The organism is Pseudoduganella umbonata (genome assembly GCF_014192225.1).
GTDB lineage: Bacteria > Pseudomonadota > Gammaproteobacteria > Burkholderiales > Burkholderiaceae_D > Rugamonas > Rugamonas umbonata.
In genome coordinates this window covers 362314-378674 of sequence record NZ_JACHXS010000005.1, presented here as the reverse complement: position 1 = coordinate 378674, position 16361 = coordinate 362314, and the positions used below count along the sequence as shown (strand labels likewise).

The window sequence follows — 16361 nt, the reverse complement described above, 5'->3', positions numbered from 1 at the left end:
TACTGCGCGGATGCAAAATCCTGAAGACACCAAGAACGCCGGCAAGACGGCATCGCGCGCGCGCGGCCGGCCCCGTGCATTCGACCGGGATGCCGCGCTGTCACGGGCCATGCGGGTGTTTTGGGAAAAGGGCTACGAAGCCACGTCGATCGCCGATCTCACGCAGGCGATGGGCATCGGGGCGCCGAGCCTGTATGCCGCCTTCGGTTCCAAGGAAGCGCTATATGCCGAGACCCTGGGCCATTACCAGCAATGCTTCGAGCCGCTGATCTGGAAGAATTTCCTCGCCGCCCCCACGGCACGTGAAGCGGCGCGGGCCTGGCTGATGGACTCCGCCGCGGGCCTGACCGGTGCCGAGGCCGATATCCCGACCGGCTGCATGGTGACGCTGTCGGCCGTGGGCAGCGAGGGATATCACGAGCTCGGCGAACTCGTGAAAGCGGCACGGGCCGCGCCGCTGGCACGCCTGAAAGCCCGGATGGAGCGGGCTGTCGCGGAGGGCGAAATCCCAGCCTCGGTAGACGTTCAGGCGCTTGCCCGCTTCGTGCAGACGGTCCAGAACGGCATGTCGATCCTGGCGCGCGATGGCGTCACGCGCGCCGAACTGGAATCGGTCGTCGACGTCGCGATGCTGGGCTGGGACGTTCGTACCCGCCCCTAGTAGCTAGCGGCTAGCGGCTAGCGGCTAGCGGCGTGCCCTGCGCCATCGCGCCAGACCCAGCACGCCCAGTCCGCCCAGCAGCAGCATGCCGGTGGCCGGTTCCGGTACCGGGCTGACGCCGACGGCCACGTCGGTCATGCCCGGCAGGTAGCCGTCGCCCAGCGTGTCGATCCGGAAGCCCGTGAAGTACTCGCCGGCGCCGGTCGCCTGGAAGCCCTGGAACGTCAGGCCGCTCACGCCGTCCGCCAGCGCGACGCCATCGAAGGTGTACGTGGCCTGGTTGGTGGCGATCGTGATGTCGACCGGGCCGCTGGATACGGCGGCATCGAAGCCGAACAGCGTATAGCCGGCCGCGATGGTGCCCGTCAGGCCCGTGAAGTAATCGTTCGAGATCAGCGTGCGCAGCGAGCCGATGCCGAAGCCGGCCCCGGCGCCCACGGTGAGGTTCTCGTCGGACGTATAGGTCACGTCGCCACGCGTAAACGGCGTGCCGGGAAAGCTGAAGCCGGGGCCGAAGTCGTCGAAGTTGCTGTTGTGGGCAATCGTGCCAAGCGCATTGAACGCGTCGCGTTCGGCGACGAAGACGACGTCCGCGGAAGCCGTGCCAGCGACGGCAGCCAGCAGCGCGGCAGCGGCCAGGTGAACCAGTCTGGTATTCATGAATGCAGTCCTCCTCGGTTATTTACGGACCAGCGACCATTGCTGGCTGGCGCCGCCGTGCAGCGGATACTGCAGGACCGGCGCATTGTTCGCCGTGCTGCCGCCGGTCACCTCGGCCATCAGGCCATTGATCTTGTTCTGGATCGTGTGGTTGCCGTTGGCCGCATCGGCGAAACGCCACTTCTGGCCTTCGCCACCCCAGTAGGACCATTGCGCCACCTTGGCGCCGGGCGACATCGACACTTCCCAGTCGTCCATGGCCAGCAGGCTGTTCTCGTTGATCACGCTGTAGTCGCCGTTGCCGTGGCCGACCACGTACCAGTGCTGGTTCTTCTGGCCTTCGAAGGTTTTCTGCTGCACCATCGCGCCCGGCTGGGTGGCGCGCAGCGATGCCCTGTCGGCCACCGTCATCGCCTTGCCGCTCGCGCCGTTGAGGAAGGCGTAGCGGCCGTCGCTGACGCCGTCGCAGCCGTCGGTGAAGCTGTCGAAATCGCGCGTCAGGACCGGCCAGTCGATATCGGTGCCGCGCGTCGCGTACTCCATCTTCATGATCTGCAGCTTGGCGAAGCCGTTGTCGGCCGTGTCGTAGTAATGGGTGGAGACGAAGTTGCAGCCGCCCTGCTTCAGCACGCCGACGTGGCCCGGCCCCTTGTGCCGGCCATCGACGTTTTGCAGGATGATGCGCGGCTCCGAGTACGGGCCGTCCACGCTGGTGGCGCGCTGCACTTCCACGTAGTACGTGCTGTCGCTGCCCTTGCAGCAGGCACCGCGGTTCGTGAACAGGTAGTAGTAATCGCCATTGCGGGTGATGTATGGCGCTTCGATGTCGCGCCGGGCATTGGTGCCGCCGGCGATCTTCGTCACGTAGTTGGCCAGCTTGCCGGTGGCCTGGTCGATCTCGGCCACGCCGATGCCGCCGAAGAAGGAGCCGAAGCTCATGAAGACGCGGCCGTCATGGTCGCGGAACAGCGCCGGGTCGATCGCGTTGATCTCGGCATTGCCGCGGCCGAACGATTGCACCACGATGCCCAGGTCCGTCCACACGGGATTCTTCAACGACGGGCTGCGCGCCACGCCGATCGCCGAGTTGGTGGTGCCCCACTGGGACACCGAATAGTAGATGTAGTACGCGCCGTTCATCTGGATCACGTCCGGCGCCCAGTACGACGAGCCGGTGGCCTTGAAGTTGGGGATCTTCTGCTCGACCCATGCCGGGTTGGTGGCGAACACCGGGGCCGGCCCGCCCTGCCAGGTCTGCAGGTCGGTCGACGTGGAATACCAGATGCCGGTACCCGTCGTGAAGTTGAAGTACGTGTCGCCGTCCTTCGTGATCGTGCCCGGGTCGTGCGCATTCTGCAGGCCGGCCAGCTCGATGGCCCCGCCCGATGCGGCACCGCATGCGAGCAGTACGCCCGCCACCATTTTTTTCAGCATTGTCATCCTCCGCGTTGTTATTACAGTCCTTGTGAATCGGGTAGGCCGTGGGGATGGACGCGCGAACGCCGTCGCCGCCGCTGGCCAGGGCGACGGGACTTGCAGGCATGGTTCAGCGTCCGTGCCGGGCGAAAGTATTCAGCCCGGCATCGTTACCGGGTCATGGGGAAAAGAGGGGGCGAAGCGCAGCGGCTACGCGATGGGCGATGCGGTGCATGGGGGTCTCCGATGTCTTATTGTGTCTGCCGCCCTGATGGCGGTGCATTATTGGAAACATCGTACCCACATCGCCAGGGGTGCACCAATGACTAATTTACAAGTGCCGATATTCGTTTGGATATCGCCATCGGGCGCACTACACTGGTCCGGCGAACTCCACACAACGCGAGGTATCCACGACATGGCAATCCGGCTCATCATCGAAGGAACCGTCCAGGGCGTCGGCTTTCGCCACGCGCTGGCCACCGAGGCAACGGCCCTGGGGCTCGACGGCTGGGTGTGCAACCGGCGCGACGGCACGGTGGAGGCTTGCCTGCGGGGCCCGCAAGACCAGGTGGAAGCGTTGGCCGCATGGTCGCGGCACGGCCCGCCCGGCGCGCGCGTGACCGGTCTCACGCGCACTGTTGCCGACGATGGCGAAATCGCCGGCAACGGTTTTCACATTGCCGCCACGCGGTAGCTTCCTGGAATTATCTGTCCGTGACCGCCCTGTCCTGCCCGCCCGACGCGGCGCGCCGGATCACGATCGGAATCGATTTGTACGACGGCGTGCCACTGCGCTCATCGAAGTTCGACAGCGCCACCAGCCCGTTCGCTTCGGGGTAATACGCGGCCGCCGAGCCACGCGCGATGTCGAACGCCACCGCCACCAGGTTGCGCAGGATGCGCGGCTCGCCCGGGTGGTCGCACTCGGCCACCGCCTCGATATCGACCATGTCGCCATGTTCCAGGCCGCGCGCGGCCAGGTCGTCCTCGTGCACGAAGATCACGTCGCGCCGGCCCGTCACGCCCCGGTAACGGTCGTTCTTGCCATAGATCGTGGTGTTGTACTGGTCGTGGCTGCGGATCGTGGCCAGCACCAGCGGATCGGCTTCGCCCGGCCGGGCCAGCGGGCGCTGGCGCTTGCTGTCGAACACGAGGAAGTTGGCTTTGCCGGTCGCCGTGCGCCATTCGCGCCGCATGGCCGGGCTTTCCAGGCGGAAGCCGCGCGGCTGGGCCACGCGCTCGTTGTAGTTGTCGAAATCGGGGAACACCGCTTCGATCTTGTCGCGGATGCGGCTGTAGTCCGCGATCAGCCAGTCCCAGTCGACCTTCGACTGTGGCAGCGTGGCCTTGGCGATGCCGGCCACGATGGCCGGTTCGGAGCGCAGGTGTTCCGAGGCCGGCGGCAGCGAGCCGTGCGACGAGTGCACCATCGACATCGAGTCCTCGACCGTCACCGCTTGCGGCCCGGTGGCCTGCACGTCGCGCTCGGTGCGGCCCAGGCACGGCAGGATGAACGTGTTCTTGCCGACCAGCAGGTGCGAGCGGTTCAGCTTCGTGGCGATGTTCACCGTCAGGTCCAGGCCGCGCACCGCGTCGAAGCAGGCCTCCGGATCGGGCATCGCCACCGGCAGGTTGCCGCCCAGGCAGATCAACGCCTTGGCCCGGCCGTCGCGCATCGCCTCCATGGCCGCCACCGCGCCGTGGCCGTGCCTGCGCGGCGCCGTGATGCCGAACACCCGCTCCAGCGAGTCCAGGAAGCCCTGGCTGGGGATCTCCGTGATGCCCACCGTGCGGTCGCCCTGCACATTCGAATGGCCGCGCAGCGGGCAGATGCCGGCGCCTTCCCGGCCGATATGCCCGCCCAGCAGCAGCAGGTTGGCCAGCTGCTGCACGTTCGACGTGCCGTGCCGGTGCTGCGTGATGCCCATGCCGTAGCAGATGATGACCCGTTTCGCCTTTGCATACACGCCGGCCGCGGTCTCGATATCGGCGCGGGAGAGGCCGGAGACCTGCTCGATTTCGTCCCACGACGTGTCGTCGAGATCCGCCACCAGCGTCTCGAAGCCGCTGGTATGGTCGCGGATGAAATCGCGGTCCAGCAGGCTTTCGCCGCCCGCGGCCACCTGCTCGGCGTCCATCGCCAGCAGCGTCTTCATCATGCCCTTCAGGACCGCGCAGTCGCCGCCGATGCGCACCTGGTAGTAATGCGAGGCGATCGGCACGGCCTTGCCGATCGTCATCTCGACGGGGCTTTGCGGCGACTTGAAGCGTTCCAGGCTGCGTTCCTTCAGCGGATTGAATACCACGATCGGCGCATGCCGCAGTGCCGCGGCGCGCAGCGTGGCCAGCATGCGCGGGTGGTTCGTGCCGGGGTTGTGGCCGAACGAGAAGATCGCGTCGCAATGGTCGAAATCCTCCAGCGACACGGTGCCCTTGCCCACGCCGATCGATTCCGGCAAGCCCACGCTGGTGGCCTCGTGGCACATGTTCGAACAGTCGGGGAAATTGTTGGTTCCGTATTCGCGCGCGAACAGCTGGTACAGGAACGCGGCTTCGTTCGACGCGCGGCCGGAGGCATAGAACTCGGCCATGTCCGGATCGGGCAGATTGCGCAGCACCGCGCCGATGCGGGCAAATGCGTCGTCCCACGAGATCGGCACGTAATGGTCGGTGGCGGCGTCGTACACCATCGGGTGCGTCAGCCGCCCTTCGAATTCCAGATTGAAGTCGTCCCACTGCCACAGTTCGCTCACGCTGTGCTGCGCAAAGAACTCGGGCGTGACGCGCTTGTTGGTGGCCTCCCACGACACGGCCTTGGCGCCGTTCTCGCAGAACTCGAACGACGAGCCGTGGCGCGGATCGGGCCACGCGCAGCCGGGGCAATCGAACCCTGTCGGCTGGTTCACCTGCAGCATGATCGCCGTGCTGTGGGCGGTCATTTCGCCCCGCAGTGCCTTCGCTACCGCCTGCAGCGCACCCCAGCCGCCGGCCGGTCCGCCGTATTCGCCGATCCCCGGAACATCCTTCCTGCCCATAACGCCTCCTGAAAGCTTGACATGTCAGTGGCGGATAATTTTAGGGGGATCGGCGATAAGGGGAAATTCAATACCGGAAGGTAATCATCTCCCGCTCATCTTCTCCTTCCGGCGCAACGTGTACAGCGCCGGCAAAATCAGCAAGGTCAGCGCCGTGGACGACAGGATGCCGCCGATCACCACCGTGGCCAGCGGCCGCTGCACCTCGGCACCCGTGCTGGTGGCCAGCGCCATGGGCAGGAAGCCCAGCGAGGCGACGAGGGCCGTCATCAGCACCGCCCGCAACCTCCCCTGGGCGCCCTCGCGGATCGCCTCTTCCGCAGAACGGCCCTGTTCCCGCAGCGTGCGCACGAACGACAGCATGACCAGCCCGTTCAGCACCGCCACCCCGGACAGCGCGATGAAGCCGATCGCCGCCGAAATCGACAGCGGCATGCCGCGCAGCCACAGCGCCAGCACGCCGCCCGTCATCGCGAACGGAATGCCGGTAAAGACGAGCAGGCCGTCGCGCAGGCTGCCGAACATCAGGTACAGCAGCGCGAAGACGATCGCCAGCGCCAGCGGCACCACGATGGCCAGCCGCTGCGACGCCTTTTCCAGGTTCTCGAATTGCCCGCCCAGGGTCAGCCAGGTACCCGCCGGCAGTTTCACGCGCTTCAGCTCACCCTTCAGGTCCGCCACGAAGGAGCCGAGGTCGCGGCCGCGCACATTGGCCGTGACGACGACACGCCGCTTGCCGTTCTCGCGGCTGACCTGGTTGGCTTCCGGCACGAACGCCAGCGTGGCGATTTCCGACAGGGGGATGCTGGCCGAATGGCCGTCCTTGGCCGGCAGCGCGATCGGCAGCCGGCGCAGCGTGTCGACGTCGTTGCGCAGCCCTTCCGGCAGGCGCACCGTGATGGCGAAGCGGCGGTCGCCTTCGAACACCAGGCCCACGTCGCGGCCGCCGACCAGCGTGCCGAACGCTTCCTGCACGTCGGCCACGTTCAGGCCATAGCGCGCGGCCTTGATGCGGTCGACCTGCAGCGTCAGCGCCGGCAGGCCCTCGGTCTGCTCGACTTTTACTTCGGCCGCGCCGGCGACATTCTGCAGACGCTGCGCCACCTGCCGGGCGGCCGCCTGCATCGCTTCCGGATCGTCGCCGAACACCTTCACGGCCACGTCGCTGCGCACGCCGGAAATGAGTTCGTTGAAACGCAGCTGGATCGGCTGCGAAAACTCGTAGTTGTTGCCGGGGATCCGGTTGGCCGCCGCGGTGATCGCCGCCACCAGCTCGGCGTGCGACTTGCGCGGCTTCGGCCATTCCTTCTCCGGGCGCAGCATGATGTAGCTGTCGGCCGCGTTCGGCGGCATCGGGTCGGTCGCCACTTCGGACGTGCCGATGCGGGCGAACATGCGCTCGATCTCCGGGAACTGCTGCAACAGCGCCTGTTCGAGCCGCTGCTGCATGCGCACCGACTGCTGCAGGCTGGTGCCGGGGATGCGCATCGTCAGCACGGCGAGGTCGCCCTCGTCCAGGTTCGGCGCGAACTCGGTACCCAGCCGCGTGGCCAGTAACCCCGACAGCAGCACGGCCAGCGCGGCGAACGTCAACGCCACCGGGCGGTTGCGCAGCACCCAGTCGAGGGCCGGCGCATACAGCTTGCCCGCCTTGACCATGATGCGGCTGTCGCGCTCGGCCACGGGCTGCGTCACGAACAGCGCCACCGCGGCCGGCACGAACGTCACCGACAGCACCATCGCGGCCACCAGCGCCATCACCACCGTCACGGCCATCGGGTGGAACATGCGTCCTTCGATACCGGTCAGCGCGAAGATCGGCAGGTAGACCGTCATGATGATCAGCTGGCCGAACAGCAGCGGGCGCCGTGCTTCCGCGGCGGCGGCTGCCACTTCGGCAAAGCGTTCGCTGCGCGACAGTGGCCGGCCCGCCGCGCCTTGCGCATGGGCCAGGCGCCGGATACAGTTTTCCACGATCACCACCGCGCCATCGATGATGATGCCGAAATCCAGCGCGCCAAGACTCATCAGGTTGGCGCTGACACCGGCCTGCACCATGCCGGTAAACACCATCAGCATCGTCAGCGGGATCACCATGGCCGTGATCAGCGCCGCGCGCAGGTTGCCGAGGAAGACGAACAGGATCGCGATCACCAGCAGCGCGCCTTCGGCCAGGCTGTTGCGCACCGTGCCGATCGCCTTGTTGACGAGCACCGAGCGGTCGTACACGGGCAAGGCCTGCACGCCGGCCGGCAGCGAGCGGTTGATGTCCTCCAGCCGGTGGCGCGCGGCATCGGCCACGCTGCGGCTATTCTCGCCGATCAGCATGAACACGGCGCCCAGCACGACTTCGCGGCCATTCTCGGTGGCGGCGCCGGTGCGCAGCTCGCGGCCCAGTTCCACATCGGCCACGTCGCGCACGCGCACCGGCGCGCCCTGCACCACGTCCAGCACGATGTTGCGGATTTCTTCCAGCGTGCGCAGCTGGCCCGGCGTGCGCACCACGAACTGTTCGCCGCCCCGCTCGATGTAGCCGGCGCCGGCGTTGCCGTTGTTGCGCTCGAGCGCCGTCATCAGCTGCGCCAGGCCCAGGCCATGCGCGGCCAGCCGGTCCATGTCGGGCGCCACCTGGAATTCCTTCTCGTAGCCGCCGATCGTATTGACCTCGGTCACGCCCGGCACGCCGCGCAGTTGCGGCGCCACCACCCAGTCCTGGATCTCGCGCAGGTCCGTGGGCGTGTAGGGCGTGCCGTCCGGCTTGCGGGCGCCATCCTTCGCTTCCACCGTCCAGTAGAAGATTTCTCCGAGCCCCGTGGCGATCGGCCCCAGCGAAGGCTCCACGCCCGGCGGCAATCGGGAACGGGCCTGCTGCAGCCGCTCGCCCACCAGCTGGCGGGCGAAATAGATGTCGGTGCCGTCGCGGAACACCACGGTGACCTGCGACAGGCCGTACTTCGACAGCGACCGGGTCTGCTCCAGTCCCGGCAAGCCGTTCATCAGCGTCTCGATCGGGAACGTGATGCGCTGCTCCACTTCCAGCGGCGAGTAGCCGTGCGCCGGCGCATTGATCTGCACCTGCACGTTGGTGATGTCCGGCACCGCGTCGATCGGCAGCTTCTGGTAGCTGTACAAACCCAGCGCGGCCAGGCACAGCACCGCGCACACGACGAGCCAGCGCCGCGCGATGACCGCGGCAATCAGTTTTTCATACATGGCGGCCCCTTAGTGATCGTGCTCGGCTTCGGCCTTGCCCAGGTCGGCCTTCAGCAGGTAGCTGCCGGCCGCGGCATGGCGCGTGCCCGCGGCCAGCCCCTTGACGATCTCCGTGCGCCGGCCATCCGAGCGCCCGACGCTGACGGTGCGCGCCTCGAAGCCGCCCGCCGTGCGCACGAACACCACGCTGCGTTCGTGGATCGTCTGCACCGCGTCGGCCGCCACGGAGACGGCCGCATCGCCCTTCGGCCCCAGCAGGTCGACGGTGGCCAGCATGCCGGGCCGCAGCCGCATGCCGGGGTTGTCCAGCGTGATGCGCGCGGTCGCCATCCGCGTGGTTTCGCCCAGCACCGGGCCGACGAACGACACGGTGCCCTGCACCGCTTCAGCCAGCGCGGTGGCGGTCACGGTGGCCGGCATGCCGGTTTCCACCTGCGCCAGGCTGCCGGACGGCACCGCCGCCTCGATCCATACCTTGCCCAGGTCCGCGATCGTCAACAGCGGCTGCGTGCCGTCCGACGCCATGCCGGCAACGGCGGGCCGGTCGGTCACCACGCCGGACAATGGCGCGCGGACGGTGACGGTGGCGCCGCCCGACGCGGCGATGCCGAACGCCGCCAGGCGCTGGCGCGCCGCATCGGCCTGCACCTGGGCCTCGCCCACCGCGGCCAGCGCGATGTCGAGATCCTGCCGCGCCGAGATGCGTTCGTCCCACAACTTGCGTTCGCGTTCGGCCACCGTGCGTGCCAGTTGCAGGCGCTGCGCGGCGGCGGCGGCTTCGGCGCGCCACTGCGCCACTTCCGGGCTTTGCAGCGTCACCAGGCTGTCGCCCTTGCGCACCACGCTGCCGGGCGACACGTGCACCGTCTGCACCATGCCGCGCGCCGGTGCCGCAACAGCCACGGTGCGCTCCGCATCGGCCCGTACCTGCGCCGGCAGGTGCAGCGTTTCGCGGATGGCGGCCGCCTGCGCGGTGTCGATGGCGATGCCGTTGGCCTTGATCTGCGCGTCGGTCATGGCGACCGCATCGGTCGCGGCGGCCGGCGGGGCATCCTCGGCGTGGCGGTCGTCGTGGCCGTGGGAATCCTCGTGTTCCTCGTGCTGGCCGTCCTGCTTGCCGTCTCGCTTGCCATCTTCCTGGTGCTGGCCATGTTCCTCATGGTCGTCATGCCCGTGCGGTCCGGTGCCGGCCGGCTGCCGCCACAGCATCAGGGCCGCCAGCAGCGCGGCGGCCACGCACATCAGCGCGATCGTCAACTTCTGTTTTTTCGTCATGTTCGTCTCTTCAATCGGGTTGTGCGGGGCCGGCCAGGCGTTCGATCTCGGCGTGGGCGCGCCACGCGTCGAGCATGGCCTGCCACTGGCGGGCACGGGCCTGGAAATACGTGCGCTGGGCATCGAGCACGTCGAGGAAGGCGAACTTGCCGTACTCGAAGCCTTTCAAGGTCAGCTCATGCACGGAACGGGCTTCGGGCACCACCTCGTGCTCCAGCAGCAGCGCTTCGCCACGCGCCTGGGCATAGCGCAGGTGGGCGGCCGTGAGGCCGGTACGCGCCGCCAGTTCGGCCGCTTCCAGGTCCGCCCGCGCGCCGTCCGACCGGGCGATGGCCGCGGCCAGGTTGGCGCCGTTGCGGTCGAACAGCGGCAGCGGGATGGCCAGCCCGACCACGGCCTGGCGCTGCGCCAGCTGGTCGTCGCGCTGGCTGCCGATGGTGAGCGTGACGTCCGGCACGCGGGCCGCGCGTTCCGCATCGGCCTGCGCCTGCCGGTACGTCAGCTGCTGGCGCGCACGGCGTACGGACAGCGCGCCGGCCGCACGCCGCAGCAGTGCCGCCAGCGGTTCGACCGGCGGCAGCGCGTCGACGGTGCCGCCGGCCAGCGCGCGCGCGTCGAGCGGCTCGCCGACCAGCCCTCCCAGCGCATTGCGGGCGATCGCCAGGTCCGCCGTGGCGCGCTCGAGCTCGACGCGGGCATCGGCTTGCGCCACCCGCGCCTTGCTGGCCTCCACCGGCGAGACCTTGCCGGCCGCGACCCGGCCATCGACGGCTTTCAGGCCCGTGCCGGCCAGTGCCACCGTGGCCTGGGCTAGCTGCACGCGTTCCTGGGCGATCAGCGTGGTATGGAAGGCGTCGATGACGTCGGCCCGCAATGCCTGCCGGCGCAGCGCAAGATCGCTGGTGGCGAGCTCGGAGGCGCCCTGTGCGACGGCGATGCGGGCTTGTCTCTTGCCGCCCAGTTCGAGCGGCTGGTTGACCTGCACGGTGGTGGTCCTGGCGCCGGCGCGGTGGCCTTCGCGCAGCCAGGCCAGCTCGGGATTGGGGAGGCGGCCGGCCTGCTCGACGGCGGCCGCGCTGGCGCTGGCCTCGTGGGCCGCGGCACGCAGGGCGGGATGGCGCTCGGCGGCCAGCGCGATGGCGGCCGGCAGGTCGAGCGGAATGGCCGTGGCGGTCACCTGCGCCGCGGCAATGCCGCAGGCGAGGGCCAGCACCACGGCCGGGACGAATCGTCGTCCGGACTGGATGAACATGGATGCTCCTGATGTTGGAATCGGATCAGGCGTGCCGAAGGCCTGCGCTACTGGACGGCGGCGTCAGGCTGCCACTGCGGCCGTTCGGGGCGGCCGGGGCTGTGCGAAGTCAGCCAGTGGCTGGCGGGAGAGGATGCGGGCCCGGAATCGTGCACGGCCGGAAGCAAGGCGATGGACGGTGGAAAACTGATCGTGTGCACGAACACGCAGGCGGCGCAATGGGGATCGCTGGCGCTGCCGTGGTCGTCGGCCGTCATGGCGGCGGATGGCGCGGTGGGCTGCGCTGCCGCCGCATGGTGCGTCACGCCTTGCGGCGTCGTCAGGCAGCAGCGGTCCGCCATCGCCAGGGCGGCCTGGAACGGGTAGATCAGCAGCAGCATGATGAGGATCCAGCGACGCATGGTGGCCCGGCGGTGCGTGTGTCGGTAAGTGGTACCGGTGAGCGGTATCGGCCGTAAAGTATAGACTATGATGGCCGTCATCGCCCATCAGCCGACAGGAGCCGCCGCATGACCGTGCCATCCCGTGTTTTCCTGCATTACCTGGAGCGGCTGGACACGCTGCTGCAACGCGTCGCGGCAACCGACCCGGCCGTGGCCGCAAACCGGCTGCATCCGGACATGGCGCCGCTGCTGCAGCAGGCGCGCACCGCGATCGGCTTCGCGCTGCGCGTCAGTTGCCCGCTGGCGGGCCGCGCCATCGTCTCGTTCCAGGGCGACGATTTCACGCTGGAAGGCGTGCGTGGCGAGCTGGCGCGCACGGCCGCCTACCTGGCCACGCTGCCCGCCGAAGCGTTCGGCGATCCGGCCGCACGCCAGGTGGACACGGTGGCCGGTTTTGCCGACCTGCGTTTCAACGGACCGGATTACTTCCTGCTGTACGGCCTGCCGAACTTCTTTTTCCATTACAGCATGGTGTACGCGATTGCGCGGCAGGCCGGCGTGCCGGTGGGGAAAAGCGATTTCGACGGCTTTCACGCCTATCCGGCGGGATTTTCCTTTCCCGCATAAAGCGGGCCGCGGCGCGGCAGCAGCATCAGTAGCGCGGCGCCGGTGCACAGCCAGCCGAACCAGTCGCCGGTGCCGGCATACAGCGTGTCGACGCGTTCCAGCGGCACGGCCGCCAGCAGTGTCGCGCCGGGCAGCGCTGCCGACCGGGTTTCGGCGGTGACGCGGCCGTAGGCATCGGTCACCGTCAGCAGGCCGTCGCGCGCCACGCGCACCATGGCAAAGCCGCTTTCCACGCCACGCAGCGCGGACAGCCGCGCCGCATAATGCCCATCGAGCTTGAAATCCCAGGCCGGCACCAGCATCGCCCGGGCCTGGCGCTGGCCGTACGCGCGGCCCATGCCGGCAAAGTGCATGTCCTTGCAGATCGCCAGCCCGTACGGCGTGCCGCCGATGCTGCGCACGTCGTATTCCGCACCGGGCAGGAATTCGCGCTCGGGCGGTGCCATGTGGTGCTTGGCATAGCTTGCATCGAGCTTGCCGTCCGGCGCGAATAGCCAGGCCAGGTTGCGCTTGACGCCGGCGTCGTCGGTGCCGATGCCCACCGCCAGCCATACCCGGTGGCGGGCGGCCAGCGCGGACAGCCGTGCCGACAGCCGGGCGGCTTCCGCCGGCGCCACGACCGCGATTTTCTCCGGCAGTACCACGATGCGGGCACCCTGTGCGGCCAGCGTGTCCACATGGCGCTCGTACTGCGACCAGATGCGCGCGGCGTGCGCCGCCGGTACGCGCGGGCCGATGAAATCGTCGATCGCCGCGAGGCCGATCTGTTCCGTTCCCGCAGGCGCCGTGCCCGGAATGCGGGTGTAGCCGAAGGCAAAGAGGATGGCTGTGAGCGCGAGCGTGCAGCCCAGCACCGCCCCTGTCGCATGCCAGCCGCGCGTTACCGCGAGCGCGATCGCCGACGGTACCAGCGATACCGCGAACACCAGCCCGGCCATGCCCGTGACCGACACGATCTGCACGGCCGGCGCGAAGTCCGCCTGTGAATACCCGACACTGCTCCAGTTGCCGTCCGGGTGCAGGGCCGCCAGCAGCGTGTCCACCGCGCACCACAGCAGCGGGTAGGCCAGCACGGACCAGGGCGACCCGGTGCCCAGCATCACGCGCCGGGCCAGCATGATCACCAGCACCCATGCCAGCGCCAGCAGCACGGTCACCAGTACCGCGGGCGGCACGGGCATCAGCAGCGAGAAATAGGGAAACAGGCCGGTGGTGGCAATCAATGCCGCCAGCAGCGCGAGCAGGCCCGCCGTGGCGGTACCGCTGCGCAATGCGGCGACCAGCACCGGTGCGGGGGCGATCCAGGCCAGCCACCATACCGGCTCCAGCCCGAACGCCAGCCGCATGGCGACGCCGCCGGCCAGTGCCAGCGCGGCATTGACGAGGGTCCGGTGCGCGAAGTTGCTGGAAACGTTGCTGGAAACGCCGCTGGTATCGACGCGCATGGCTGCTCCACGAGTTGACGTGAGCGCTAACCTACCATGGCCCGACCGGACCGTAAATCAGGGCATGCGCGCGAAGGCGAGGAACAGCCAGGCCACCGTGATGACGACCATGCCCGTCACCGTCACGCACGACCACGTGAAAAACCAGGCCGACAGCAAGGTGGCCTGCACCACCTTTTCAAACAGGATGCCCAGGCAGAAATCGAAGGCCGCCAGCACCGACCAGCGGCGCAGGTAGACCGGCAGGTAACGGCTCATGCGCTGGTTGTGCTGGCGCGCGGCATGGCGCTCGAACAGGTCGCGCGCCGCGTTCACGTCGCGGAACAGCCAGTCGAAGAACAGGAAGCGATACAGGAGCTGGCCGAACGTGAGCTCCGGCTTGCCCGGCTCGGCGGCTGGCGGTGGCGGGAGTTCGCTCGTCATGGTCGGCGGCCCAAGATGGATGTGTGGATGCGCCCGGTGGCGGCGCAAAATGCATGCGATGGATGGAAATACGCGGCAGTGACCATACTATGTCGAATCCGGCTGCAATACCAATTGCCGCGCCAATCGTGCTCGCGGCGCACGCCTGCGTAGCCCTGGCTTGCCCTATGCCGTCGCCAGGCGCTCTCTGGCTGCCCGAGCGTCGCGCACCGGCGTGGTGCCGAACAGCCGTCCGTATTCGCGCGTAAACTGCGGCACGCTTTCATAGCCGACCGCGAAGGCGGCACTGCTGGCCGAGGCGCCTTCGGCCAGCATCAGCCGGCGCGCCTCGATCAGCCGGAGCTGCTTCTGGAATTGCAGCGGCGACAGTGACGTCACCGCGCGGAAATGCTGGTGGAACGAGGAAGGACTCATGCCCGCCACGTCCGCCAGCCGCTCGACGGGCAGCGTGCGGGCGAAATCCTTGCGCAGCAGCGCGACCGCGCGCGCCACGCGCTGCGCCGGCCCGTTCGGCCAGCCAAGGCGCCGCAGTGCGGCACCGTGCCGCCCCGCCAGCAGCCAGTAATGCAGTTCGCGCACCAGCTGGGCATGCAGCACCGGCACGGCGGCGGGCCGGTCCAGCAGGTTCAGCAGCCGCAGCGCCGCATCCGCCACTTCCGCATCGGTGGTGTCGACGCGCAGCGGCGCATGCGTCTCGCCGGGCGCCGCGCCCATCTGCACGCCCAGTTCGGCGATCAGGGCCTGGTCCAGTTCCAGTACCAGCGACAGGTAGGGCGCGGCCAGGCTGGCCCGGGTGATCTGGCTGACGATCGGCACATCCGCGGTGATCAGCAACGATTCGCCGGCACTGAAATTGACCGATGTCGTCCCCATCGCCACGTTCTTGCTGCCCTGGACCACCAGGCAGACGATCGGCCTGGCGATGGCATGCTGCAAGCCGCTGGGCGCGAAGGCGCGCACGGTCATCAGGCCGGGAATGGCGGAGGTGCCGAGACCGCCGGCATCGGTGTGGATGTCGGCGTAGCGGCGTACGGCGTCGAGCAGGCTGGTCATGAAGCAAGCGTAACCCGAAAACCGCGCGCTGCGCCGCCGTTTGGAGGATCAGGCAAAAACTGCGGGGTTTCGGGAAATTCCCGCCGTGCCCGCGGCCGCATCATGACGGCTCCCCACCACGCATTCATCCAAGGAGCCCAGCATGACCACGATTTCCCTCGTTACCGGCGCCAGCCGCGGCCTCGGCCGCAACACCGCCCTCGCCATCGCCCGTGGCGGCGGCGACGTCATCCTGACTTACCAGAGCCGCGCCGAGGATGCGCAGGCCGTCGTGGCCGAGATCGAAGCGCTGGGCCGCAAGGCGCTGGCGTTCCGGCTCGACAGCGGCGACACCGCATCCTTTCCGGCCTTTGCCGAAACGCTGCACGGCGCATTGCGCGACACGTGGCAGCGCGACACGTTCGACCACCTCGTCAACAACGCCGGCCACGGCGAATACGCGCCGCTGGCCGACACCACCGAAGCGCAGTTCGACCGCCTCGTCGACGTCCATTTCAAGGGGGTGTTCTTCCTCACCGGCGCGCTGCTGCCGCTGCTGGCCGACGGCGGCCGGATCGTCAATCTGTCGTCCGGGCTGACGCGCATCACCTTTCCCGGCTATGCCGCCTATGCGGCCATGAAGGGGGCGGTGGAAGTGATGACGCGGTACATGGCCAAGGAATTCGGCGGCCGCGGCATCGCCGTCAACACGGTGGCGCCGGGCGCGATCGAAACCGATTTCGGCGGTGGCGCGGTGCGCGACAATGCCGACCTGAACCGCACGCTGGCGCAGATGACGGCGCTGGGCCGGGTCGGCGTGGCCGACGATATCGGACCGATGATCGCCAGCCTGCTGTCGCCCGGCAACCGCTGGGTGACGGGCCAGCGCATCGAGGTGTCGGGCGGCCAGGGGCTGTAAGCCAGCCTTTGTGAAGC

General features: G+C 68.5%; 14 protein-coding genes. 4 read left to right on the top strand and 10 right to left on the bottom strand.

Translation table 11 applies throughout. The features are described from left to right. Positions 1–10: 10 nt before the first annotated feature. A complete protein-coding gene (locus FHS02_RS15815; RefSeq protein WP_137315425.1) occupies positions 11–661 on the top strand; it encodes a TetR/AcrR family transcriptional regulator in 651 nt (216 codons plus the stop codon). 24 nt (positions 662–685) lie between these two features. Here the strand turns inward: FHS02_RS15815 and FHS02_RS15810 are convergent, their stop codons facing one another. Together FHS02_RS15810 and FHS02_RS15805 are read right to left on the bottom strand one after the other, a co-directional pair. Beyond that, entirely contained in the window at positions 686–1321 is a 636-nt protein-coding gene (locus tag FHS02_RS15810) for a PEP-CTERM sorting domain-containing protein (protein ID WP_175424877.1), read from the bottom strand. Positions 1322–1339: 18 nt separating this feature from the next. Further along, positions 1340–2755, bottom strand: coding sequence for a family 43 glycosylhydrolase (locus FHS02_RS15805; protein WP_137315424.1), 1416 nt, complete (start codon positions 2753–2755; stop codon positions 1340–1342). Positions 2756–3155: 400 nt separating this feature from the next. Between FHS02_RS15805 and FHS02_RS15800 the strand changes: the two genes are divergently transcribed. Further along, positions 3156–3434 carry an acylphosphatase gene (locus FHS02_RS15800; protein ID WP_137315423.1) on the top strand — a complete coding sequence of 93 codons (279 nt, stop codon included), beginning with the start codon at positions 3156–3158 and terminating at the stop codon, positions 3432–3434. Between the two features lie 10 nt (positions 3435–3444). Here the strand turns inward: FHS02_RS15800 and FHS02_RS15795 are convergent, their stop codons facing one another. From FHS02_RS15795 to FHS02_RS15775, 5 genes are all read right to left on the bottom strand, one after another. Then, positions 3445–5775, bottom strand: coding sequence for an FdhF/YdeP family oxidoreductase (locus tag FHS02_RS15795; protein WP_137315422.1), 2331 nt, complete (start codon positions 5773–5775; stop codon positions 3445–3447). Between the two features lie 84 nt (positions 5776–5859). Continuing rightward, the gene (locus tag FHS02_RS15790) at positions 5860–8988 is read right to left on the bottom strand and encodes an efflux RND transporter permease subunit (protein ID WP_137315421.1); all 3129 of its coding nucleotides are present in this window, start codon (positions 8986–8988) and stop codon (positions 5860–5862) included. Between the two features lie 9 nt (positions 8989–8997). Then, a complete protein-coding gene (locus tag FHS02_RS15785) occupies positions 8998–10263 on the bottom strand; it encodes an efflux RND transporter periplasmic adaptor subunit (RefSeq protein ID WP_175424876.1) in 1266 nt (421 codons plus the stop codon). A 10-nt stretch (positions 10264–10273) separates the two neighbouring features. Then, the gene (locus tag FHS02_RS15780) at positions 10274–11515 is read right to left on the bottom strand and encodes a TolC family protein (RefSeq protein WP_137315419.1); all 1242 of its coding nucleotides are present in this window, start codon (positions 11513–11515) and stop codon (positions 10274–10276) included. 47 nt (positions 11516–11562) lie between these two features. After that, on the bottom strand, positions 11563–11895 hold the full coding sequence (locus FHS02_RS15775; RefSeq protein WP_137315418.1) for a hypothetical protein: 333 nt from the start codon (positions 11893–11895) through the stop codon (positions 11563–11565). A gap of 129 nt (positions 11896–12024) precedes the next feature. Between FHS02_RS15775 and FHS02_RS15770 the strand changes: the two genes are divergently transcribed. Then, positions 12025–12525, top strand: coding sequence for a DUF1993 domain-containing protein (locus FHS02_RS15770; RefSeq protein WP_137315417.1), 501 nt, complete (start codon positions 12025–12027; stop codon positions 12523–12525). Here FHS02_RS15770 and FHS02_RS15765 read toward each other — a convergent pair. From FHS02_RS15765 to FHS02_RS15755, 3 genes are all read right to left on the bottom strand, one after another. Then, positions 12495–13970 (bottom strand): nitrilase-related carbon-nitrogen hydrolase, encoded by a 1476-nt coding sequence (locus FHS02_RS15765; protein ID WP_137315416.1) that lies wholly within the window; start codon positions 13968–13970, stop codon positions 12495–12497. The two genes, FHS02_RS15770 and FHS02_RS15765, sit on opposite strands and share 31 nt — an antisense overlap. Before the next feature lie 57 nt (positions 13971–14027). Next, a complete protein-coding gene (locus FHS02_RS15760; protein ID WP_137315415.1) occupies positions 14028–14393 on the bottom strand; it encodes a hypothetical protein in 366 nt (121 codons plus the stop codon). A gap of 165 nt (positions 14394–14558) precedes the next feature. Continuing rightward, positions 14559–15446 (bottom strand): AraC family transcriptional regulator, encoded by an 888-nt coding sequence (locus tag FHS02_RS15755; protein WP_137315414.1) that lies wholly within the window; start codon positions 15444–15446, stop codon positions 14559–14561. 142 nt (positions 15447–15588) lie between these two features. On the opposite strand from FHS02_RS15755, the gene FHS02_RS15750 reads away from it, so the two are divergent. Further along, a complete protein-coding gene (locus FHS02_RS15750) occupies positions 15589–16344 on the top strand; it encodes an SDR family NAD(P)-dependent oxidoreductase (RefSeq protein ID WP_137315413.1) in 756 nt (251 codons plus the stop codon). Positions 16345–16361 lie beyond the last annotated feature (17 nt).